At 65.7% G+C, this 23,405-nt stretch carries 20 protein-coding genes; all 20 read left to right on the forward strand.

The annotated features are described in order from the left end of the window. Window positions 1-306: 306 nt before the first annotated feature. Window positions 307-4,221 (forward strand): DUF3683 domain-containing protein, encoded by a 3,915-nt coding sequence (locus LGR64_RS02795; protein WP_230354953.1) that lies wholly within the window; start codon window positions 307-309, stop codon window positions 4,219-4,221. Beyond that, a complete protein-coding gene (locus tag LGR64_RS02800; protein ID WP_141835061.1) occupies window positions 4,221-4,676 on the forward strand; it encodes an HIT family protein in 456 nt (151 codons plus the stop codon). Before LGR64_RS02795 ends, LGR64_RS02800 begins: the two co-directional genes overlap by 1 nt. Window positions 4,677-4,686: 10 nt before the next feature. Next, complete coding sequence (locus tag LGR64_RS02805; protein ID WP_013800837.1) at window positions 4,687-5,109, forward strand: gamma-butyrobetaine hydroxylase-like domain-containing protein; 423 nt, start codon at window positions 4,687-4,689, stop codon at window positions 5,107-5,109. 227 nt (window positions 5,110-5,336) lie between these two features. Next, the gene (gene ubiE, locus LGR64_RS02810; protein ID WP_012207259.1) at window positions 5,337-6,068 is read left to right on the forward strand and encodes a bifunctional demethylmenaquinone methyltransferase/2-methoxy-6-polyprenyl-1,4-benzoquinol methylase UbiE; all 732 of its coding nucleotides are present in this window, start codon (window positions 5,337-5,339) and stop codon (window positions 6,066-6,068) included. 53 nt (window positions 6,069-6,121) lie between these two features. Continuing rightward, entirely contained in the window at window positions 6,122-7,138 is a 1,017-nt protein-coding gene (locus tag LGR64_RS02815; RefSeq protein ID WP_012207258.1) for a Tim44 domain-containing protein, read from the forward strand. Between the two features lie 118 nt (window positions 7,139-7,256). After that, a complete protein-coding gene (locus tag LGR64_RS02820; protein WP_065345757.1) occupies window positions 7,257-7,895 on the forward strand; it encodes a ubiquinone biosynthesis accessory factor UbiJ in 639 nt (212 codons plus the stop codon). Beyond that, window positions 7,892-9,457 carry a ubiquinone biosynthesis regulatory protein kinase UbiB gene (gene ubiB, locus LGR64_RS02825; protein WP_013800840.1) on the forward strand — a complete coding sequence of 522 codons (1,566 nt, stop codon included), beginning with the start codon at window positions 7,892-7,894 and terminating at the stop codon, window positions 9,455-9,457. Before LGR64_RS02820 ends, ubiB begins: the two co-directional genes overlap by 4 nt. 58 nt (window positions 9,458-9,515) lie before the next feature. Further along, window positions 9,516-10,964 carry a sodium:solute symporter family protein gene (locus tag LGR64_RS02830; protein WP_141835058.1) on the forward strand — a complete coding sequence of 483 codons (1,449 nt, stop codon included), beginning with the start codon at window positions 9,516-9,518 and terminating at the stop codon, window positions 10,962-10,964. A 176-nt stretch (window positions 10,965-11,140) separates the two neighbouring features. Further along, a complete protein-coding gene (locus LGR64_RS02835) occupies window positions 11,141-13,825 on the forward strand; it encodes a DUF11 domain-containing protein (RefSeq protein WP_230354954.1) in 2,685 nt (894 codons plus the stop codon). Window positions 13,826-14,044: 219 nt separating this feature from the next. Then, entirely contained in the window at window positions 14,045-14,362 is a 318-nt protein-coding gene (locus LGR64_RS02840) for an FmdB family zinc ribbon protein (RefSeq protein WP_141835055.1), read from the forward strand. Between the two features lie 18 nt (window positions 14,363-14,380). Beyond that, the gene (locus LGR64_RS02845; RefSeq protein ID WP_012207252.1) at window positions 14,381-15,004 is read left to right on the forward strand and encodes a DUF502 domain-containing protein; all 624 of its coding nucleotides are present in this window, start codon (window positions 14,381-14,383) and stop codon (window positions 15,002-15,004) included. 41 nt (window positions 15,005-15,045) lie between these two features. Then, window positions 15,046-16,848: an aspartate--tRNA ligase gene (gene aspS, locus LGR64_RS02850; RefSeq protein ID WP_043824963.1), complete on the forward strand. Its 1,803-nt coding sequence runs from the start codon at window positions 15,046-15,048 to the stop codon at window positions 16,846-16,848. Between the two features lie 78 nt (window positions 16,849-16,926). After that, entirely contained in the window at window positions 16,927-17,742 is an 816-nt protein-coding gene (locus LGR64_RS02855; protein WP_088163875.1) for a CsgG/HfaB family protein, read from the forward strand. A gap of 8 nt (window positions 17,743-17,750) precedes the next feature. Continuing rightward, entirely contained in the window at window positions 17,751-18,227 is a 477-nt protein-coding gene (gene nudB / locus LGR64_RS02860; protein ID WP_141835246.1) for a dihydroneopterin triphosphate diphosphatase, read from the forward strand. A 27-nt stretch (window positions 18,228-18,254) separates the two neighbouring features. Continuing rightward, window positions 18,255-19,028 (forward strand): endonuclease/exonuclease/phosphatase family protein, encoded by a 774-nt coding sequence (locus LGR64_RS02865; protein WP_012207248.1) that lies wholly within the window; start codon window positions 18,255-18,257, stop codon window positions 19,026-19,028. Window positions 19,029-19,157: 129 nt separating this feature from the next. Continuing rightward, on the forward strand, window positions 19,158-19,880 hold the full coding sequence (folE, locus tag LGR64_RS02870; protein ID WP_141835052.1) for a GTP cyclohydrolase I: 723 nt from the start codon (window positions 19,158-19,160) through the stop codon (window positions 19,878-19,880). Window positions 19,881-19,986: 106 nt separating this feature from the next. Continuing rightward, a complete protein-coding gene (locus tag LGR64_RS02875) occupies window positions 19,987-20,868 on the forward strand; it encodes an EamA family transporter (RefSeq protein ID WP_096913905.1) in 882 nt (293 codons plus the stop codon). Window positions 20,869-20,882: 14 nt separating this feature from the next. Then, window positions 20,883-21,737: a DUF429 domain-containing protein gene (locus LGR64_RS02880; protein ID WP_141835242.1), complete on the forward strand. Its 855-nt coding sequence runs from the start codon at window positions 20,883-20,885 to the stop codon at window positions 21,735-21,737. A 45-nt stretch (window positions 21,738-21,782) separates the two neighbouring features. After that, window positions 21,783-22,427, forward strand: coding sequence for a LysE family translocator (locus LGR64_RS02885; protein WP_043824968.1), 645 nt, complete (start codon window positions 21,783-21,785; stop codon window positions 22,425-22,427). A gap of 62 nt (window positions 22,428-22,489) precedes the next feature. Continuing rightward, window positions 22,490-23,377: an alpha/beta hydrolase gene (locus LGR64_RS02890; RefSeq protein WP_141835049.1), complete on the forward strand. Its 888-nt coding sequence runs from the start codon at window positions 22,490-22,492 to the stop codon at window positions 23,375-23,377. The last annotated feature ends 28 nt before the right edge of the window (window positions 23,378-23,405 follow it).

A 23,405-nucleotide genomic window follows, 5' to 3' on the forward strand; every position in this document is an offset into this window, starting at 1 on the left:
GTGAGCCGCTGGTCCCGTATGTCAGTCGTGTGACAAAAAATGACACGCGAAGCGGCGCTATTTTAGGTCAATACCATTTCGTTTCAAAAGCCGGGTTGTTCGTATTGGCTCGTTTGTGCTCTTTCTGTATAAGACACCTTCACCGGGCTCCGCAAGATCCCGCCACGTTGGCGAGGGCTGGCTTCGCGGGCCAAGACGGCGCGCCGTCCAGAGCCCCGTGGGAAGCGCATCCTCGGGGCGCTCGCTTAAAATTGCGCTCCCACTTGGCTTAGCGGCGCCCCGAGAGCGCCAGACACGGTCTACCCCATGAATGTACCGATTGCGTTGGCAGCCCTGCAGGCACAGGCTGCCGAACCTGCACGTCTGCGAGAGATTCCCTACAACTACACCTCGTTTTCCGATCGCGAGATCGTGATCCGCCTGCTGGGCACGTCCATGTGGGATGTGCTCAACCAGCTGCGCCAGGAGCGGCGCACGGGCCGCTCCGCCCGCATGCTCTATGAGGTGCTGGGGGACATCTGGGTCGTTCAGCGCAATCCCTACCTGCAGGATGACCTGCTGCACAGTCCCGACCGCCGCAAGTCGCTGGTGGAGGCCCTGGAGCACCGCCTGGGCGAGATCGACAAGCGCCGTGCTCCGCAGCAGGACCCCGTGCGCGATGCGCTGGTGGGCCAGCTGGTGGATGCGGCGCGCCGCGCCGTGCATGAGTTCAACGCCACCTTCGTCGAGGCCGAGCAACTGCGCCGCCGGGTGCAAAAGAGCCTGGGCCGCCACACGGCCAAGGACAACATCAAGTTCGACGGCCTGTCGCGCGTGGCCCATGTGACGGATGCCACCGACTGGCGCGTCGAATACCCCTTCGTCGTGCTCACACCCGATACCGAAGCCGAGATGGCTGCCCTGGTGCGTGCCTGTATCGAGCTGCGCCTGACCATCATTCCGCGCGGCGGCGGCACGGGCTACACGGGCGGCGCGATCCCGCTGACCTGGCGCAGCGTGGTGATCAACACCGAAAAGCTCGAAGCCATGACCGAGGTGGAGATGCGCCGCATTCCAGGCGTGGACCACGAGGTGCCCACCATCTTCACCGAAGCCGGCGTGGTCACGCAGCGCGTGGCCGATGCGGCCGAGCGCGCGGGCTTCGTCTTCGCCGTGGACCCCACATCGGCCGAGGCCTCGTGCATCGGCGGCAATGTCGCCATGAATGCGGGCGGCAAGAAGGCCGTGCTCTGGGGCACGGCGCTGGACAACCTGGTGTCCTGGCGCATGGTGACGCCCGATGCGCAGTGGCTGGAAGTCACGCGCGTAGGCCACAACCTCGGCAAGATCCATGACGCCGAGATGGCCAGCTTCGAACTGCAGTACTTCGAGGCAGACGGCAAGACCCCCATCCGCAGCGAGCGGCTGGACATTCCCGGCCAGAAATTCCGCAAGGAAGGCCTGGGCAAGGACGTGACCGACAAGTTCCTGTCGGGCCTGCCCGGCATCCAGAAGGAGGGCTGCGACGGCCTGATCACCAGCGCGCGTTGGGTGGTGCACCGCATGCCCGAGCACACGCGCACGGTCTGCATGGAGTTCTTCGGCAACGCCAAGGACGCCGTGCCCAGCATCGTCGAGATCAAGGACTTCATGTTCGCCGAGCAAAAGCGCTCGGGCGTGCTGCTGGCCGGTCTGGAACACCTGGACGACCGCTACCTGAAGGCCGTGGGCTATGCCACCAAGAGCAAGAAGGGCAACGGCCATCTGCCCAAGATGGTGCTGCTGGGCGACATTGCCGGCGACAACGCCGACGAGGTGGCCCGCGTGGCCGCCGAGGTGGTGCGCATTGCCAACTCGCGCAACGGCGAAGGCTTCACGGCCGTCAGCGCCGAGGCGCGCAAGAAATTCTGGCTGGACCGCAAGCGCACGGCCGCCATCTCGCGCCACACCAACGCCTTCAAGATCAATGAAGACGTGGTGATCCCGCTGCCTCGCATGTGGGAGTACACGGACGGCATCGAGCGCATCAACATCGAACTGTCGCTGCGCAACAAGCTCAAGCTGTGCGACGCGTTGTCGGACTTCTTCCAGCACGGCGACCTGCCGCTGGGCAAGCAGGACGATGCGGGCGACATCCCCTCGGCCGAGCTGCTGGAGGACCGCGTGCAGCAGGCCCTGGCCCTGGTGGCCGACGTGCGCACGCTGTGGCAGGGCTGGCTGGACGATGTCGAGAACCTCTTCCCGCAGCTGCAGGACCACACGCTGCGCGCCAGCTGGAAGACGCAGCTGAAGGCGCCCATGGCCCAGATCTTCGCGGGCGCGGCCTTCCAGCCGCTGCTGGCCGAAGTCAACGCCATCCATCAGCGCGTGCTCAAGGGCCGTGTCTGGGTGGCGCTGCACATGCACGCTGGCGACGGCAACGTGCACACCAACATTCCGGTCAACAGCGACGACTACGAGATGCTGCAGACCGCCCATGAGGCCGTGGCGCGCATCATGGTGCTGGCGCGCCATCTGGACGGCGTGATCTCGGGCGAGCACGGCATCGGCATCACCAAGCTGGAATTCCTCAGCGACGACGAGCTGGCGCCCTTTGCCGCCTACAAGCAGCGCGTGGACCCCGAAGGTCGCTTCAACAAGGGCAAGCTGATCCGCAACGAGAAGCTGCAGGCCGTGGTGGGCCAGAGCCATGACGGCCGCTCGCCGCGCGAATCGCTGATGTTCGCCGACCTGACCAACGCCTACACGCCCAGCTTCGGCCTGATGGGGCACGAGTCGCTGATCATGCAGCAGAGCGACATCGGCGCCATCGCCGACTCGGTCAAGGACTGCCTGCGCTGCGGCAAGTGCAAGCCCGTGTGCGCCACCCACGTGCCGCGCGCCAACCTGCTGTACAGCCCGCGCAACAAGATCCTGGCGACCTCGCTGCTGGTCGAGGCCTTCCTCTACGAGGAGCAGACGCGCCGCGGCGTGTCGCTGCGCCACTGGCAGGAGTTCGAGGACGTGTCGGACCACTGCACGGTCTGCCATAAGTGCTTCAACCCCTGCCCGGTGAAGATCGACTTCGGCGACGTGACCATGAACATGCGCAATCTGCTGCGCAAGATGGACAAGAAGAGCTTCAGGCCCGGCAACAAGCTGGCCATGGCCATGCTCAACGCCACCAATCCGGACACCATCAAGTTCATGCGCTCGGCCATGGTCGGCGTGGGCTTCAAGGCGCAGCGCCTGGCCTCCGACGTGCTGCACAGCCTGGCCAAGAAGCAGACCCAGCGTCCGCCGGCCTCGGTGGGGCGCGCTCCCCTCAAGGAGCAGGTGATCCACTTCGTCAACAAGAAGCTGCCCGGCGGCCTGCCCAACAAGACGGCGCGCGCCCTGCTGGATATCGAGGACAAGGACTACGTGCCCATCATCCGCAGCCCGCAGACCACGAGCGCGGACACCGAGGCGGTGTTCTACTTCCCCGGCTGCGGCTCCGAGCGCCTGTTCAGCCAGGTGGGCCTGGCCACCCAGGCCATGCTCTGGCATGCCGGCGTGCAGACCGTGCTGCCACCCGGCTACCTGTGCTGCGGCTATCCCCAGCGCGGCAGCGGCCAGTTCGACAAGGCCGAGAAGATGATCACGGACAACCGCGTGCTCTTCCACCGCGTCGCCACCACGCTCAACTACCTGGACATCAAGACCGTGGTGGTCAGCTGCGGCACCTGCTACGACCAGTTGCAGGGCTACGAGTTCGGCAAGATCTTCCCGGGCAGCCGCATCATCGACATCCACGAATACCTGCTGGAAAAGGGCGTGACGCTGCAGGGCAAGGAGGGCTACCTCTACCACGACCCCTGCCACTCGCCCATGAAGCTGCAGGACCCGATGAAGACCGTCAAGGCCCTGGTGGGTGAGGGCGTGGTCAAGAGCGAGCGCTGCTGCGGCGAATCGGGCACGCTGGGCGTCACGCGCCCCGACATCTCCACGCAGATCCGCTTCCGCAAGGAAGAGGAACTCAAGAAGGGCGAGGCCGCGCTGCGCGCTAGCGGCGCCCTGGCCGAGAAGGACAACGTGAAGATCCTCACCAGCTGCCCCAGCTGCCTGCAGGGCCTGTCGCGCTACGGTGGCGATATGAACAACGGCCTGCTGGAAGCCGACTACATCGTGGTCGAGATGGCGCGCCAGATCCTGGGCGAGAACTGGATGGCCGAGTACGTGCAGCGCGCCAACGCCGGCGGCATCGAACGGGTTCTGGTCTGATGGCTGCTCCCGCTTCCTGCCCCCTGTGCTCCACAGAAGGCGGCGTGCCCGTCTGGCGCGGCCGGCGCCTGCGTGTGATTCGCGCGCAGGAAGAGGGCTTCCCGGCCTTCTACCGCGTGGTCTGGAATGCGCATGCGGCCGAGTTCTCCGACCTGGACGCCGCCGACCGCCAGCACTGCATGGATGCCGTGTTCGTGGTCGAGCGCATCTTGCGTGAGCGCCTTGCGCCGGCCAAGATCAACCTGGCGGCACTGGGCAATATGGTGCCGCACCTGCACTGGCATGTGATTGCGCGCTTTGACTGGGACAGCCATTTCCCGGGCGCGGTCTGGGCCCCGGCCCAGCGCCCGCGCAATGGCGAGCGCGAGGCCGAGGTGGCAGCGCGCTTGCCAGCCATAGACACGGCGCTGGTCCAGGCACTCGATGCCTGGCAGCAGCACCCCGCCACTGAATGAGGAGCACCGCATGGCCGGCCTGACCCCTGACACCCCAACCCCCGAAGCCCTGACCGTGCACGGCGCATCGCGCGTGCTGGAAGTCGCCTACTCCGACGGCGCAAGCTTTCGCATCCCCTTCGAGCTGCTGCGCGTGTACTCGCCCTCGGCCGAAGTCCAGGGCCACGGCCCGGGCCAGGAAGTGCTGCAGACGGGCAAGCGCGAGGTGTCCATCACGGCCATTGAGCCCGTGGGCAACTACGCCATCAAGCCCTTCTTCAGCGACGGGCATGAAAGCGGCCTGTACACCTGGGAATACCTCTACGAACTGGGCCGCCGCCAGGACGAGTTCTGGGCGCAGTACCTGGACCGGCTGCAGGAGTCCGGCATGGATCGCGACACGCCCATGCCCGGCAAGGCCAGCGGCGGCGGACACGGCTGCGGCAGCCACTGACGCCGCGCACGGGTGCGCGCTGTATGGCGCCGTTCCCCTCGCACCACATTCCGGACCTCTGTACGGCACAGGGTTATTGGGGGTGGTGCTATATTTAAAATAGCTTGAAAGTCTTTGTTTGAAGGCGTTTCAAGCTGTTTGTTCTTGATAACCCTTGCCCGGCAAAGCCCGTGGCCACACGGGGTTGTCGCTGTACGCATTACTACTGCTTGCTTAGCATCGTTGTTATGAGCACCACACATTTCGGATTCCAGTCGGTGGACGAGCGCGAGAAGGCCAGCCGCGTGCGCGGCGTGTTCGACTCGGTCGCTTCGCGCTACGACGTCATGAACGACCTGATGTCGGGTGGTCTGCACCGTGCCTGGAAGGCCTATACGGTGATGGTGGCCAACCTCAAGGAAGGCGACAAGGCGCTGGACATCGCGGGTGGCACGGGCGATCTGGCCCTGGCCTTCGCCAAGAAGGTCGGCTCCACCGGCCAGGTGGTGCACACCGATATCAACGAAGCCATGCTGCGCGTGGGCCGCGACCGCCTGATCAACAAGGGCGTCATCCTGCCCACCATGGTCTGCGATGCAGAAGCCCTGCCGTTTCCCGACAACCATTTCGATCTGGTCAGCGTGGCCTTCGGCCTTCGCAACATGACCCACAAGGATGCGGCGCTCAAGGAAATGAACCGTGTCCTGCGCCCCGGCGGCAAGCTGCTGGTGCTGGAGTTCTCCAAGGTGGCCAAGCCCCTGGAGAAAGCCTACGACTGGTACTCCTTCAAGATTCTTCCGGCCATGGGCAAGCTTGTGGCGGGTGATGACGCCAGCTACCGCTATCTGGCCGAGTCCATCCGCATGCACCCCGGCCAGGAAGATCTCAAGCGCCTGATGCAGGAATGCGGCTTCGGCCATGTGGACTATCACAACATGACGGGCGGCATTGCGGCCCTGCATGTGGGAATCAAGTGCTGAGCGCGTGAGGCGTTCGGTGAGGTGACGGCAACACGATTATTCGAGGAGATGACATGAAAAAGCTATGGTCTATGGTCTTGGTCGCGATGCTGGTGGTGGTCCACGGCACGGCCGACGCCAAGCGCATGGGCGGTGGCGGATCGGTGGGCAAGCAGTCGAGCAATGTGACGCAGCGTGAAGCTACGCGCGCGCCGGCGCAGAACACGCCGCCGCAGAACGCCGCCACACAGAACGCTGCGGGCAAGCCTGCAACGCCGCCTGCGGCCGCTCCGGCCAAGAAGCCCTGGGGCGCCATGCTCGGCGGCCTGGCCGCCGGCCTGGGCCTGGCCTGGCTGGCCCACTCGCTGGGTCTGGGCGCCGCCTTCGGCCAGTTCCTGCTGATCGCCTTGCTGGCCCTGGTCATCATGGTCGTGGTGGGCATGGTCATGCGCTCGCGCCGTGCAGCGGCCGGCGCGCAGCAGGCATCGTCCAGCCCCTTCGCCTTCCAGAACGCGGCCCCTGCGGGCGCGGGCAACATGGGTGGCAACGTGGACAGCGCACCGCTGGCACGCCAGTACAACCCCGAGAAGGTCGGCAACGACGCCTCGGCCCGTCCATGGGAGCAGAACCACCAGCCGGCCGCCCTGGCCTCGGGTTCCGGCGTGCAGATCGGCTCTGCCCTGGCAGGCTCGCAGAACTGGGGTGTGCCTGAAGGCTTCGATACCGAAGGCTTCCTGACGGCTGCCAAGCGCAACTTCGTCACGCTGCAATCGGCATGGGACCGCTCGGACATCGCTTCGCTGCGCGCCATGATGACCGACGAGATGCTGACCGAGATCCGTGGCCAGCTCAGCGAGCGCGAGGTGCAGCGCCCTGGCCAGCCCAACCAGACCGACGTGGTCATGATCGATGCCCAACTGCTGGGCATCGAGGATCTGGGCAATGACTACATGGCCAGCGTGGAATTCTCGGGAATGATCCGCGAGGACGCCTCGGCAGGCCCCACGCCCTTCCGCGAGGTCTGGAACATGACCAAGCCCAAGAGCGGCAGCAGCGGCTGGCTGGTCGCCGGCGTCCAGGCACTGCAGTAATTTGCAGAGGACCGGCGCAAGCCAGGGATGCGACAGGGGGTCACGCCATGGGCTGGCCACTTGTCTCGACCGGATTTGCGTCGGCCGCATCCTCTCACTTCGGGAATAATCGGGGACTATGGCAACACAGTCCCCTTTTTCTTTTCTGAACGGTCTCATGGAACGCGTGATGGCCGGTCCGCAACCGCCGCAATGGCTGGTCAGCGAGGTGCATCAGCGCCTCGTGCTGTTCCTCAACCATGTGCTGATGCAGGAGAAAGAGGCGATGGAGCGCCTCGTGCGGCAAAAGGGCCGCGTGGCGCGTGTGCAGTGGCGCGGCTACTCTATGGCCCTGCAGATCACGCCCGCCGGCCTGTTCAACGTGGCGCCCGAAGGGGCGCAGCCCGACCTGCTGCTTGAAGTCACCGAGACCTCCCCGCTGGCCCTGGCCCAGGTGGCCCTGCGCGGCGACAAGCCCTCCATCCGCATCGAAGGCGACGTGCAACTGGCCGCCGACATCAACTGGCTGGTGGACCACGTCGAATGGGACGTGGAGGAAGATCTGGCCCGCATCATCGGCGATGCGCCCGCGCACACCGTGGCCAAGGTCGCGCGCAGCGCCGCCCAGGCACTGCGCCAGTTCGTAGGCGCCCGCATGGCCGGCAAGCCCGATGCCGATGCCCCCGCCCCCGAGGCCGCACGTGCGGCAGCGCCCGCCAGCGCGCCCGTTGGTTCCCCCGTGGTATCCCTGCCCGGTTTCGAGAACGACAAGCCATGAGCCGGTTTCTTCGCGGGCTGACCATCCTCTGGGTGGTGTTCCGCTACGGACTCGACGAACTGGTGCTGTCGAGCTTCGAGCATCCCTGGATGCGCCGCGCACGCGCGGTGCTCACGCTGGGCCGGCGGCTGGACAAGCCGCGCGGCCAGCGCCTGCGCGAGGCCCTGGAGGAGCTGGGGCCCATCTTCGTGAAGTTCGGCCAGGTGCTGTCCACGCGCAGCGACCTGATGCCGCCCGACGTGGCCGAGGAGCTGGCCCGGTTGCAGGACCGCGTGCCGCCCTTCGATTCGCAGATTGCGGTGGACACCATCGAGCGCGCCTTCCGCAAGAAGCTGGACCAGATCTTCGTGAGCTTCGAGCGCGAGCCGGTGGCCAGCGCCTCCATCGCCCAGGTGCACTTTGCCGTGATCAGCGACCGCAACGGCGTGCAGCGCGACGTGGCCGTCAAGGTGCTGCGTCCGGGCATGAAGACCGTGATCGACAAGGACCTGGCGCTGATGCACATGATGGCGCGCTGGGTCGAGCGCCTGTCGGCCGACGGCAAGCGCCTCAAGCCCCGCCAGGTCGTGGCCGAGTTCGACAACTACCTGCACGATGAGCTGGACCTGATCCGCGAAGCCTCCAACGCCGCGCAACTGCGCCGCAACATGGAAGGGCTGGACCTGGTGCTGATCCCCGAGGTGTACTGGGATTTCTGCCGCAACGACGTGATGGTCATGCAGCGCATGACCGGCGTGCCCATCAGCCAGGTCGAGCGTCTGCGCGAAGCCGGCGTGGACATCCCCAAGCTGGCACGCGACGGCGTGACCATCTTCTTCACCCAGGTCTTTCGCGATGGCTTCTTTCACGCCGACATGCACCCGGGCAACATCATGGTCAGCCTGGAGCCCGAGACCTTCGGGCGCTATATCTCGCTGGACTTCGGCATCGTCGGCACGCTGACCGAGTACGACAAGGAATACCTGGCGCAGAACTTCACGGCCTTCTTCCGCCGTGACTACAAGCGCGTGGCCGAGCTGCACATCGAAAGCGGCTGGGTGCCGCCGAGCACGCGCGTGGACGAGCTGGAGGCCGCCATCCGCGCCGTCTGCGAGCCGTACTTCGACCGTCCGCTGGCCGAGATTTCGCTGGGCATGGTGCTGATGCGCCTGTTCCAGACCTCTCGCCGCTTTCAAGTCGAGATCCAGCCGCAACTGGTGCTGCTGCAAAAGACACTGCTCAACATCGAAGGCCTGGGGCGCCAGCTGGACCCCAACCTGGACCTGTGGAGCACGGCCAAGCCCTTCCTCGAAAAATGGATGCTGGATCAGATGGGCCCGCAACGGCTGTGGCGCGAGCTGCTGGCCGAGGCGCCGCGCTATGCCAAGCTCATTCCCGAGTTGCCGCGCCTGATCCATCGCCGGCTCACGCGCAACTCCGGCGAGCACGACGAACTGCTCAAGGAGCTGCTGCAGCAGCAAAAGCTCACCAACCGCCTGTTGCAGGCCATCGTCAGCGCCGGCATCGGCTTTGTCATAGCGCTGATCCTGCTGCAACTGGTGGTGCGGCTGCGCTGGTACTGAGAACACTGACGGGTTTCCGGACCTCTCCCTTTTCCCACTTTGAAACAGGAGTGCCAGCGTGCTGCTCTCTATGGTGATCGCCTACCTGTTCGTGACCATCGCCATCGGCCTGTGGGCGGCCAGGCGGGTCAAGAACACGGCCGACTTCGCAATTGCCGGGCGCCATCTGCCCATGTACATGATCATCACCACCACGTTTGCCACGTGGTTCGGCTCGGAGATCGTGCTCGGCGTGCCCGCCAAGTTCATCGAGGGCGGCCTGCGCGGCGTGGTCGAAGACCCGTTCGGCGCGGGCATGTGCCTGATCCTGGTGGGCCTGTTCTTCGCGGGCAAGCTCTACCGCATGACGCTGCTGACCATCAGCGACTACTACCGCCACCGCTATGGCCGGTCCATCGAGATCGTCTGCTCGCTGATCATCATGCTCAGCTACCTGGGCTGGGTCTCGGCCCAGGTCACGGCCCTGGGCCTGGTGTTCAACCTGCTGTCGGGCGGCACGGTCAGCATTTCCATGGGCATGGCCATCGGTGTGGTGTCCATCCTGGCCTATACGCTGTTCGGCGGCATGTGGTCGGTGGCGGTGACGGACTTCCTGCAGATGATCATCCTGGTCGTCGGCCTGGTGGTGCTGGCCTGGTTTGCCAGCGACATGGCTGGCGGTGCCGGCAAGGTCATCGACCTGGCCGTGAGCCGCGATCTGTTCCAGTTCTGGCCCGAGCCCAGCTGGCATGAAATCCTCTTCTTCTTTGGCGCGGCCATCACCATGATGCTGGGCTCCATTCCCCAGCAGGACGTGTTCCAGCGCGTGATGTCGGCCCACAGCGAGAAGGCCGCCACGCGCGGCACCGTCATCGGTGGCTCGGCCTATATCTGCTTCGCCTTCGTACCCATGTTCCTCGTGGCCAGCGCGCTGATCATCATGCCGCAGGAGGCAGCGGAACTGCTCAAGCAGGACCCGCAGAAGGTGCTGCCCACCCTGGTCATGGACAAGATGCCCTTCGTCATGCAGGTGCTGTTCTTCGGCGCGCTGCTGTCGGCCATCAAGTCCTGTGCCTCGGCCACGCTGCTGGCACCCAGCGTGACCTTTACCGAGAACATCTGGCGCCAGTTCCGCACCCAGGCCAGCGACCGGGAAATGCTGCTGGCCATGCGCATCAGCGTGCTCGTCTTCAGCATCTGCGTGCTGGCCTACTCGATCAAGATGGAAGGAACGCCCATCTATGAGTTGGTCTCCAGCGCCTACCAGGTGCCGCTGGTCGGCGCCTTCGTGCCCCTGGTCTTCGGGCTGTACTGGAAGCGCGCCACCACGCAGGGCGCCATTTGCGCCGTGGCACTGGGCATTGGCGTGTGGGTGGTCTTCATGGCCACGCCGGCTTTGCACGAGGCATTTCCGCAGCAATTGGCGGGACTGCTGGCGGCTGTGACGGGGATGGTGGCCGGCTCACTGGCACCGCAGTGGCTGGCTAATCGCAGCGCAGACATTCTTGAATTCAGGCCCGAAAGGTAAGCGCTGCTCCTCATCATTTGCAAAAACAATTGATGACAATCATCAATAGTTATTAACTATATAGTCAGCGGCTGGGATTGTGGAGGTCCCGGAATGCTGACTTGGGTGGTGTGAAGCACAGGTCGTGACAGTACGGCGGACCTCCGAATAGCAAACGCTTGGGAGGAAGCACCGTCATGAAAACACTCAAACTGATTGCGAGGGCTCGCCGGCTGAAGCTGCGGCCTGTTGCCGGCGTCCGGTTCCGATGGAGTTGGCTTGGAGGCGCCTTGCTTGTGCCAGCCCTGTGCGGCCAGGTGGCAATGGCTGCGCCGAGGATCCCGGTCGCGCCGGTCATTGTCTGGAGCGAGGACTTCGAAAACCCGCAGACACCCCCCATCACCACGGAGGGGCGGGATCTGCTGGCCTACCAGGGCGCGGACCCTGCGGGGCAGACGTATACCGCCGACCCTCTGTACCGGATGAGTGCCAACCAGTGCAATGGCATAGTCACCTCATTCAGCCAGAATCCGGATTCTGCGGCCATGATTGCGGCGTGCGCTGTCCAAGGCAACTGGAACAGCCTGCAGCAGATGGCCGAGGTCGTCGGGCGCTATCAGGGCCAGAGTGCGGCGGCTGCACGCAACAATCACGTCATGGCAATGCTTACAGCGAATGGGACCTTTCCTGCTGGCGCAATTGCCTTTCGCACCGCCACCAATATTGCACAAAGTGCCAGCAGCAGATTTCTCACGGCCCGTACCGATGTGGTGGCGACCTTCTGCTCGTCGGGATTTACAGCCCCGCTGCTGCGTTTTTCTCTGATCAATGACGCTGGTACGGAACTGCCCATCTCCACGACCGCGATCAATCCATGCGTGGGTGGACAGTCATTCAATACAACACCTATCGGTGTTTCCGGCCCCCAGACCGCTGTGGCCCAGACAGTGACTTCTCCGGGGGCACTGCTCTTCAGCGGGGCCTCTGTCGGGTTTGTTCTGCACAACGACCAGACCGGCTCCATGGGCAACGATTCGTCGATCGACAACGCGCAGATCATCGATGTCACGCCGCAACTGGACAAGGCCTTCTCGCCTGCCAGCATCCACCTCGGCCAGGTCTCCCGGCTGACCATGACCATCACCAATACGACCGATCTGCTGCGCAAGCGAGGCTGGTCGTTTACCGACAACCTGCCTGCAGGACTGGTCGTCGAGGGCAATGCCAGCACCACCTGCCCCGGCACGACCGTGCAGGCGGCAGCAGGCGGCAGCACCGTGACCGTGTCCAACGGAGACCTGGCCCAGGGCGCCGCCTTCTGCGAGGTGAGCCTCGACGTGCGTCCGACCGCGGCAGGCAGCTTCACCAACGGTCCTTCCAACCTCTCCCTGATCGGCCTGAACCAACCGGCCACACTGGCTGTGCTGGCGGTTGCGCCAGCGGCCGACATGCAGGCCGCCAGCGTTGATCTTCCGCCGTCCATGACGGTGGGAGCACCGGTATCCGGCAGCTTCAGCTGCACCAACGCGGGACCCAGCCCTGCGGCGGCAGCCTCGTGCGCCATTTCAGGTCTGCCGGCAGGCGCTTCCGTGTCCTGCACTCCCGCTGTACCTACAGGATCGCCGCTGGCCGCAGGCGACAGCATCGCCTGCACGGTAGGCTTCACGCCTGCTGTCACGGGCGCCATCACGGCACTGGTGACGGCCGGCAGTGCAACGACAGATCTGGTGCCAAGCAACAATACGATGTCCTTCCCCTACAACCCAGGGGAGTCGGCGGACATGAGGGCCACGGAGCTGACCCTGCCACCCTCCATGGCGGTGGGCACGCCGGCATCCGGCAGCTTCAGTTGCACCAATGCGGGGCCCAGCCCTGCGGCGGCAGCCTCGTGCGCCATTTCAGGCCTGCCGGCAGGCGCTTCCGTATCCTGCACTCCCGCTGTACCTACAGGATCGCCGCTGGCCTCGGGCGCCCGCATTGACTGCACGGTGGGCTTCACGCCCACAGCGGGCGGGGCATTCACGGCCCTGGTCTCTGCCAGCAGTGGCACGCCGGACCCGGTGCCTGCCAACAACACGATCTTGCGCCCCTACAGCCCCGGGGAGCGTGCCGACATGCAGGCCACCTCCATCACGCTTCCCCTGACCATGACGGTGGGCGTGCCGGTGTCCGGCAGTTTCAGCTGCACCAATGCCGGCCCCAGTGCGGCCACGGCGGCCTCGTGCATGATCTCCGGCCTGCCAGCCGGGGCGACCACGTCCTGCACGCCCAGCGTCCCCACGGCCTCGCCATTGGCATCGGGCGGCAGCATCGCCTGCACAGTGCAGTTCACACCCACCACAACAGGCACCATCGCGGCCTTGGTGACGGCGAGCAGCAGCACGGTGGATCCGGTGCCGGCCAACAACACCAAGGCCCACCCCTTCAACCCCGTGGAGCGGGCCGATATGCAGGCCACCAGCGTCACGCTGCCGGCCACCGCCAACGTGGGTGTTCCCGTGAAGGGATCGTTCGTCTGCACGAATGCCGGCCCCAATGCGGCGGCCTTTGCCAATTGCTCCATCGCAGGGCTGCCGGCAGGTGCCAGCACCTCATGCACGCCTGCGGTGCCGACAGGCGCGCCGCTGGCCTCGGGTGCCAGCATTTCCTGCGCGGTGAGCTTCACGCCCACCACGCAGGGCAGCCTGACAGCCACCGTGACGGCGGTCAGTGGAACCACGGACCCGGAGCCGGCCAACAATTCGCGGGATCAGGAATTGGTGGTTGCTGCCGCATTGACGCCGGAGCCGGTCCCCGCCACCGGGGTGCCCGCCCTGGTGCTGCTGGGCCTTGCCGTCATGCTGGCCGGTATGGGGATGCAGCGGCGCCGGGCACGGCGCTGACCATGGATGCGGCCGGCGCCCCGGCAGCGGGGCCGGCACCGCCCTGATGGAATGCCAGTCCCCGCGACTGGCATTTTGCATTTCGGGCCATCAGGTACCGACTGATGCATGCGGCTTGCGGCTTTCCGGCCTGGGCCTTTGGGGGCAAGGCAGCCGCAGTATCGGGCGGATGCCTATAATCGAAAGTTTTGCATCTTCTCTCGTACAAGCATTAGCGCCATGCCTATTTATGCATACAAGTGTGGCTCCTGCGGTCATGCCAAGGACGTGCTGCGGAAAATCTCGGATGCTCCGCTGACGACCTGCCCGGCCTGTGGTGCCGAGGCCTTTTCCAAGCAGCTGACGGCTGCCGGCTTCCAGCTCAAGGGCTCGGGCTGGTACGCGACAGACTTCAAGAACAGCGGCAGCAAGAGCGCCGCCACGCCGGCTCCAGCGGCCGGCACCCAGGCCTCGGATACATCTGCCGCACCTGCGACAACTGCGCCTGCGCCTGCTGCGGCCCCCGCATCCGCTCCCGCACCCTCCACGGGCCATTAATCAAGGCTTGCATTTCTCATGTCCGCTCTGCGCAAATGGCTGTTCGCCGGCCTGCTGGTGATTGTTCCTCTGGTGATCACGCTGGGCGTGCTCAACTGGATCATCGGCACGCTGGACCAGACGCTGGCCATCCTGCCCGAGGCCTGGCATCCGGACCGGCTGCTGGGTTTCCACATTCCCGGCTTCGGCGTGGTGCTCACGCTGCTGATCCTGCTGGTGGTTGGCGCTGCGGCCAGCAACTTCATCGGCCGCAAGCTTGTCTCCTGGGGCGATGCGGTGGTCAGCCGCATTCCCGTAGTGCGCTCCATTTATTCCAGCGTCAAGCAGGTGTCCGACACCGTCTTCTCGGACAGTGGCAATGCGTTTCGCACCGCCGTGCTGGTGCAGTGGCCGCGCGAAGGCGTCTGGACCGTGGCCTTCGTCACCGGCTCGCCCAGCGGAGAGGTCGCCGCCTATCTGCGTGACGAATACCTGAGCGTCTTCGTGCCGACAACGCCGAACCCGACGGGCGGCTATTTCGTCATCGTTCGCAAGAGCGATTGCATCGAGCTGGAAATGAGCGTGGATGCCGCGCTCAAGTACATTGTTTCGATGGGCGTGGTGACTCCTCCGGATCTCACACTGCCCGCGGAATCCAAATAACAAACTGTCGCGCCCATCCCGGGCGCAGGAAGCTTTTCATCATGGCCATGCGCTCCCATTACTGCGGTCTAGTGACCGAAGCCCTGATGGGCGAAACCGTTACCCTGTGCGGCTGGGTGAACCGTCGCCGCGACCATGGCGGCGTGATCTTCATCGACCTGCGCGACCGCGAAGGCTATGTGCAGGTGGTCTGCGACCCCGACCGTGCCGAGATGTTCAAGACCGCCGAAGGCCTGCGCAACGAGTTCTGCGTGCAGGTCAAGGGCCTGGTGCGCGCACGTCCCGAAGGCACGACCAACGACAAGCTCAAGAGCGGCCAGATCGAAGTGCTGTGCCACGAGCTGAACGTGCTCAACGCCTCGGTCACGCCTCCGTTCCAGCTGGACGACGAGAACCTGTCCGAGACCGTGCGCCTGACCAACCGCGTGCTGGACCTGCGCCGCCCCTACATGCAGCGCAACATGATGCTGCGCTACCGCACGGCCATCCAGGTGCGCAACTTCCTGGACAAGGAAGGCTTCATCGACATCGAAACGCCCATGCTGGGCAAGAGCACGCCCGAAGGCGCGCGCGACTACCTGGTGCCCAGCCGCGTGCACGATGGCGAGTTCTTCGCCCTGCCGCAGTCGCCCCAGCTGTACAAGCAGATGCTGATGGTGGCCGGCTACGACCGCTACTACCAGATCACCAAGTGCTTCCGCGACGAAGATCTGCGCGCCGACCGCCAGCCCGAGTTCACGCAGATCGACTGCGAGACCTCGTTCCTGGGCGAAGAGGAAATCCGCGCCATCTTCCAGCGCATGATCACCGAGGTCTTCAAGACCCAGCTGGACGTGGATCTGGGCGAGTTCCCGATGATGACGTACCAGGATGCGGCCTTCCGCTTCGGCTCGGACAAGCCCGACCTGCGCGTCAAGCTCGAGTTCACCGAACTGACCGAAGTCATGAAGGACGTGGACTTCAAGGTGTTCTCCACCCCCGCCACGACCAAGGGCGGCCGCGTGGTCGCGCTGCGCGTGCCCGGCGGCTCGCAGATCTCGCGCGGCGAGATCGACCAGTACACCGAATTCGTCAAGATCTACGGCGCCAAGGGCCTGGCCTGGATCAAGGTCAACGAAGTGGCCAAGGGCCGCGATGGCCTGCAGTCTCCCATCGTCAAGAATCTGCATGACGCGGCCATTGCCGAGATCCTCAAGCGCACGGGCGCACAGGACGGCGACCTCATCTTCTTCGGCGCCGACAAGGAAAAGATCGTCAACGACTCCATCGGCGCGCTGCGCCTGAAGGTGGGTCACAGCGAATTCGGCAAGGCCAACGGCCTGTTCGAGAACCGCTGGGCGCCGCTGTGGGTGGTGGACTTCCCCATGTTCGAGCACGACGAGGAAAACGACCGCTGGGCGGCCGTGCACCATCCCTTCACCTCGCCCAAGGACGGCCACGAGGAGCTCATGGTCACCGACCCGGCCAACTGCCTGGCCAAGGCCTACGACATGGTCCTGAACGGCTGGGAGCTGGGTGGCGGCTCGGTGCGTATCCACCGCGCCGACGTGCAGAGCAAGGTGTTTGACGCGCTCAAGATCTCGCCCGAAGACGCTCGCGCCAAGTTCGGCTACCTGCTGGACGCGCTGCAGTACGGCGCGCCCCCGCACGGTGGCCTGGCCTTCGGCCTGGACCGCCTGATCACGCTGATGACGGGTGCCGACTCCATCCGTGACGTGATCGCCTTCCCCAAGACCCAGCGTGCCCAGGACCTGCTGACGCAGGCGCCTTCGCCCGTGGACGAAAAGCAGCTGCGCGAGCTGCACATCCGCCTGCGCAACCCGCTGGCGGCCACCCAGGGCTGAGGACCGGGCCTGGCGGCTTGATACGGACGGCAGAAGCTGGCACAGCTTCTGCCGTTTTTCTTTTTGCGGAGAGCTTTCATGCGTTTTCAAGGCATTGCATCGGTGGCGCTGGCTGTGCTGGCAGGGCTGGGCCTGTCCGGCTGCGGGGAAAAGAAGACCGAGCTGGGGCAGGGCGGCTCGGAGATCACCGGCTCCGCCGGGCCGCTGGGCGCGAACAATGGCTCGCGCGAACTCGTGCGCTGCGACGCGCCCGTGGCCACGCTGGCCCTGGCCGAGAATCCCAACGGCTACGTCATGGGGTCGGGCTACCAGTTGCCCGCCTCGCCCGTGCCGCTGATCAAGCTGCTGGCCCAGCAAAGCGGGTGCTTTCGTGTGGTGGACCGGGGCGCGGGCCTGCGCGGCACGGTGCAGGAGCAGGACCTGAAGAACGCCGGCGTACTGCGCGAGAACTCCACGGTGCGCAAGGGCCGTGGCTACGAGGCGCAATACACGCTGACGCCCAGCCTGACCTTCAGCGAGCAGGACGCGGGTCGGGGTCTGGCCGGCGTGGTTGCCATGATTCCGGTGCTGCGGGACATTGCGGGGCTGGTCGGCATGGTCGAGCAGGTCAAGTTCAAGGAGGCGCAGACCGCGCTGCTGCTGTCGGACAACGAAACCACCGAGCAGGTGGCCGCTGCCACGGGTGCCGCCCGCACCACCGATCTGGGCGTGGGCGGCATGGTGCTGGGCCGCCTGGGCGCGGCGGGCGCGGGCTGGAGCAATACCAACGAGGGCAAGGTCATCGCCGCCGCCTTTCTGGATGCGCACAACCAGCTCGTGCATCAGGTACGCGCGCTGCAGGCCAAGGAGCTGCCGCCTCCCGTGGCGACCAAAGCGGTCCAGGGCAAGGGCTGATGCCTGCCATGCCAGGCTACAAGATCCCTGAATCGGTGCTGGTCGTCATCTACCGCGATGACGGGCAGGTGCTGCTGATGCGCCGCACGGCACCGGCGCCTGAGGGCGGGGAGTTCTGGCAGTCGGTGACGGGCAGCAAGGACCATGAAGGCGAGTCCTGGCGCGAGACCGCAGTGCGCGAGGTGCGGGAAGAAACCGGCATCGATCCCGAGGCGCCCGGCTGCCTGCTGCAGGACTGGGCGCTGGAGAACATCTACACCATCTACCCGGCCTGGCAGCACCGCTATGCACCCGGTGTATGGCACAACCGCGAGAGGGTTTTCGGCCTGCGGATTCCGTCCTACACCCCTGTGTTCTTGAATCCGAGGGAACATACCGCATCTGCTTGGCATCATTGGCATGGCGCTGCCGAGCGCTGCTACTCCCCGTCCAATGCGGAAGCCATCCTGATGCTGCCGCGATTCGCTTCACTGGAGCTGGACTGATCCCGACCCCTGTGTTCCTGACCGCCTATGACTGACAACGTGAAATCCTCCCACGAGGTGGACCCCGGCCCGTCCATACTGCGCGTCGCGACCTACAACATCCACAAGGGCGTGCAAGGAATGGGTCCCGTGCGCCGCCTGGAAATCCACAACCTGGGACACGCTGTGGAGCAGCTCGATGCCGACATCGTCTGCCTGCAGGAAGTGCGCAAGATGAACCACAAGGAGGCCGCCTACTTCGAGCGCTGGCCCCAGGTGTCGCAGGCGGAGTATCTGGCTCCCCTGGGCTACGAGGCCGTCTACCGCACCAATGCCTACACGCGCCATGGTGAGCATGGCAACGCGCTGCTCACCCGCTGGCCCGTGGTGGGCCACCAGCACGAAGACATCTCCGACCACCGCTTCGAGCAGCGGGGCCTGCTGCATGTGGAGGTGGAAGTGCAGAACCGGCGCGTGCACACCATCGTGGTGCACCTGGGCCTGATCCCCGGCAGCCGCGTGCGCCAGGTCTCCCAGCTCAAGCGCTTCATCGAGCGCGAGGTGCCGCCTGGCGCCCCCGTGGTGGTGGCGGGCGACTTCAACGACTGGGGTGGCCAGATCAAGCGCATGCTCGGCGGTTTCGGCCTGTACGAATACGACGAATTGCCCAGCGTGCCCACCTATCCCTCGCGCCTGCCGCTGGCCCAGCTGGACCATGTCTACGTGCGCGGCCTCACCCCGCTGGGCCTGCATGTGCCCAAGGGACGCATCTGGTGGCGCATGTCCGACCATCTGCCGCTGATTGCCGAATTCCGCCTCTAGCCCCGAGTTCTGTCACACAAGCCATTCTTTTGCTATTGAAATGATAGCTTTCAGCGCGGGCAGAACCTGCGTTTGGGTGGAAAATCCCTTGCGTGCCATGCCGCGGGTTTCGCTGTTACCATGCCAGCCATGTTCAGAGAACTCGTCGACATGAAACAAGACAGCCAGACCGAGGGCACCCCCGTCTCGGTCAAGATCCGCGAACGGTTGAAGCAGGCGCAAAAGCGCTTTCATGCGAACGACAACATCTCCGAATTCATCGAGCCCGGTGAACTCGAGCTGTTGCTCGACGAAGTCCAGGACAAGATGCAGGGCGTGCTCGACAGCATGGTCATCGACACCACGCACGACCACAACACGCGCGCCACGGCGCGCCGCGTGGCCAAGATGTATGTCAACGAAGTGTTCCGTGGCCGCTATGTGGCGCAGCCCGCCATCACCGAGTTCCCCAACGCCGAGCACCTCAACGAGCTGATGATCGTCGGCCCGATCACGGTGCGCAGCGCCTGCAGCCACCATCTGTGCCCGGTGATCGGCAAGATCTGGATCGGCGTGCTGCCCAACAAGAACACCAATGTCATCGGCCTGTCCAAGTACGCGCGGCTGGTGGACTGGATCATGGGCCGCCCCCAGATCCAGGAAGAGGCCATCATCCAGCTGGCCGACCTGATCCTCGACAAGACCCGCCCCGACGGCCTGGCCGTGGTCATGGAGGCTTCGCACTTTTGCATGTCCTGGCGCGGCGTGCGCGAGATGGACAGCAAGATGCTGAACTCCGTCATGCGCGGCGCCTTCCTCACCAATCCTGAACTGCGCCGCGAGTTCCTCTCGCTGGTGTCCAGCCGCAGGTAACTCCCCGGGGTGGCGTCCCCGGACGCCTCAGACAAGACCCCAGGCTGCGCAGTGCGCGGCCTTTTTTCTTTCCCGCGCCACGCCCCGCTTTCCTCCGGACCTGTCCATGTCGCTGCAAGCCTTTGCCCTGATCATCATTGCCGGCCTCATCCATGCCGGCTGGAACATCGTGGCCAAGAAGGCGGGCGGCGACTCGCGCTTCGCCTTCTTCACCTCGGTCATCATGATGGTGATCTGGGCGCCGCTGGGCTGGTGGGTGGGGCGCGATGTGGTGCCCACATGGGGCCGCAACGAATGGCTGGTGGTGCTGGCCAGCGGCCTGCTGCACGTGGCCTACTACGTCACCTTGCTGCGCGGCTACCGCAGCGCGGACCTCACCGTGGTCTATCCGCTGGCGCGCGGCTCGGGGCCGCTGCTGTCGTCCATGGTGGCGGTGGTCTTCCTGGGGGAGCAGATTTCCTCGCTGGGCGTGCTGGGCATTGCCGGCGTGGTGGTTGGCGTGTTCCTGATCGCGGGCGGCCCCGGCCTGCTGCGCGCACGCCATGACCCCGAAGCGCGCGAGCGGCTGCGGCTGGGCCTGTGGTACGGCCTGCTGACGGGCGCCTTCATCGCCAGCTATACCGTGGTGGACGGCTACGGCGTGAAGATGCTGCTGATGTCGCCCATCCTCATCGACTACATGGGCAACTTCGTGCGCGTGTTCCTGCTCGCTCCCGTGGTGCTGCGCGACCTGCCCACTGCGCGCAGCCTGTGGCGCGCGCAGTGGCGCTTCGCGGCCCTGGTGGCGCTGATCAGTCCCATCGCCTATGTGCTGGTGCTTTACGCCATGCAGGATGCGCCCATGTCGCACGTGGCGCCTGCGCGCGAAGTCTCCATGCTGTTCGCGGCGCTGATCGGTGGCCACATGCTGCGCGAGGGAGACCGCCTGGCGCGCATTGCAGGCGCGGTGTGCATTGCCGTCGGCGTGACGGCGCTGGGCCTGGGCTGAGCGCCATGGCTGCAATGCGGGTGCTGGGCTGCGATTTCAGCAGCCGGCCTACGGCGCGCAAGCCCATCACCATGGCCCTGGGCCGTCTGCTGGCTGGCGACACGGTGATCCTGCAGGATTTGCTGGAGTTCGCCTCGCTGGACGCATGGGCCGCCTGGCTGGCCCGGCCCGCCGATGCGGCGCAGTCGGCCTGGGTGGGCGGATTCGACCTGCCTTTCGGCCTGCCGCGCGAACTGGTGGAGCAACTGGGCTGGCCCACGGACTGGGCGGCCTGCATGGATCACTACGCCGGCCTCACGCGCCAGGCCATACGCGAGCAGTTCAAGGCCTTTTGTGCGGCGCGGCCCGCAGGCGGCAAGTTCGCGCACCGCGCCACGGACGGGCCTGCCGGTGCCAGCCCTTCCATGAAATGGGTGAACCCGCCCGTGGCCTACATGCTGCATGCCGGGCTGCCCTTGCTGCGCGCGGCCGGCGTGCATCTGCCGGGCCTGCAACGGCCAGGCGAAGGCGATGCGCGCCGCGTGGCACTGGAAGCCTATCCGGGTATGCTGGCGCGCGCCGTGATCGGCCGCCTCAGCTACAAAAGCGACGAACCTGCGCGGCAAACGCCCGAACGCCATCAGGCGCGTGCGCAATTGCTGGCGGTGCTGGAGCGCGGCGACAACCCGCTGGCGCTGCGCCTGCAGATTGATGGCGAAGAAACCCGCAACCAGTTGCTGGCGGACGGCAGCGGAGACCGGCTGGACGCCGTGATCTGCATGCTGCAGGCCGCCTGGGCCGCGGCCCGCCATGCGCAGGGCGATGCGCTCTACGGATTGCCGCACGACCTGGACCCGCTGGAAGGCTGGATCGTCACGGCGCAAGCCTGACCCAAGCCGCGCTGGAACATGGGATGAATCGAAAAGAGAGAAGCGATGCCGACCTTTGAAACCCTGCTGGCCTTTTTTGGCGTGGCCGTGCTGTTGGGCCTGAGCCCGGGGCCTGACAACCTGTTTGTGCTCATGCAATCGGCCCAGCGCGGCTGGCGCGTGGGACTGTGCGTGGTGCTGGGCCTGTGCCTGGGGCTGGTGGTGCATACGGCGGCGGTTGCGTTGGGCCTGGCGGCGCTGGTGGCTGCATCGCCCCTGCTGTTCACCGCCATCAAGCTGTGCGGCGCGGCCTATCTGGCCTGGCTGGCCTGGGGCGCGCTGCGCGCCGTGGCCCGGCCGGGCGAGATGCCGCAGGCCGGCGCAGCCGACCCGCTGACCCCCGCACGGGCACTGCGCTGGGTGGGGCGTGGCGTGGTGATGAACCTCACCAATCCCAAGGTGCTGATCTTCTTCCTGGCCTTTCTGCCGCAGTTCGCGGACCCCGCACGCGGCAGCGTGGCCACCCAGGTAATGGTGCTGGGCTGCGTGTTCATGCTGGCGGCGCTGCTGGTGTTCGGCGCCATCGCCTGCTGTTCGGGCTGGTTCGGCGTGTTGCTTCAGCGCTCCGTGCGCGCCCAGAACTGGCTCAACCGCGTGGCCGGGCTGGTCTTTCTGGGCATGGCCGTGCGGCTGGCCCTGGTGCAGCGTTAGGAATACTCTGCTTTTCGCTGCGGGCCACGGCGCAAGGGCCGGGCCGTGGCACAGTCCACGCCATGCTTTCCCGATTGCGCAATCTTTCATGGCCTGCCGCCTTGCTGATGGCGGGATTGTCCGGACTGGCCCTGCTGATGGTGGCGCTCTGGCTGGTGGGCAGCCTGTTGAGCCAGCCGGACCACCAGCCTGTCGGCGCGCCGCCCGCGGGCTGGCCGGTCCAGACGCTGCAGTTGCCCACCGACGAGGGCGGGCAGGTCCGGGGCTGGTTCGCCAAGGGGCAGCCGGGCCATGGGGCCGTGCTGCTGCTGCACGGCGTGTACGCAGACCGGCTGGCCATGCTGGCGCGTGCGCGCATGCTCCATCGGCAGGGATACTCCGTCTGCCTGATCGACCTGCCCGCGCACGGCGAAAGCAGTGGCGAGCGCATCAGCTTCGGCATGGTCGAAGGCGCAGGCGTGCGTGCCGCCATGGCCTATGTGCGGCAACAGCTGCCGGGCGAGAAAGTGGCGGTGATCGGCACATCGCTGGGCGGCGCGGCCCTGCTTTTGTCCCATGTGGCGCCGGGGCCGGATGCGGTGGTGCTGGAGTCCGTGTTCCCCGACATCCGGCAGGCCATAGACAACCGCGTGCGCGCGCACATCGGCTGGCTGGCGGACGTGGTCACGCCCTTGCTGGCGTGGCAGCTGCCGCTGCGCCTGCATCTGGAGCTGGCGCACCTGCGTCCCATCGACCATGTGAAGGCGCTGGGCGCTCCCGTGCTGATCGCGGCCGGCCTGCAGGACCGGCACACCACGCCCGCAGAAACGCGCGAGCTGTTCGATGCGGCGCGTGAACCCAAGGCGCTGTGGATGGTGGAAGGCGCCGCACATGTGGACCTGTACGACTACGCGCCCAAGCCCTACGAGCAGCGGGTGCTGGGATTCCTGGATCGATATCTGGGCCATTGATGGAGACAATGGCGGGCAGGCCTTGACC

The organism is Delftia sp. Lp-1, assembly GCF_020523835.1.
Taxonomy (GTDB): Bacteria; Pseudomonadota; Gammaproteobacteria; order Burkholderiales; family Burkholderiaceae_C; genus Comamonas; species Comamonas acidovorans.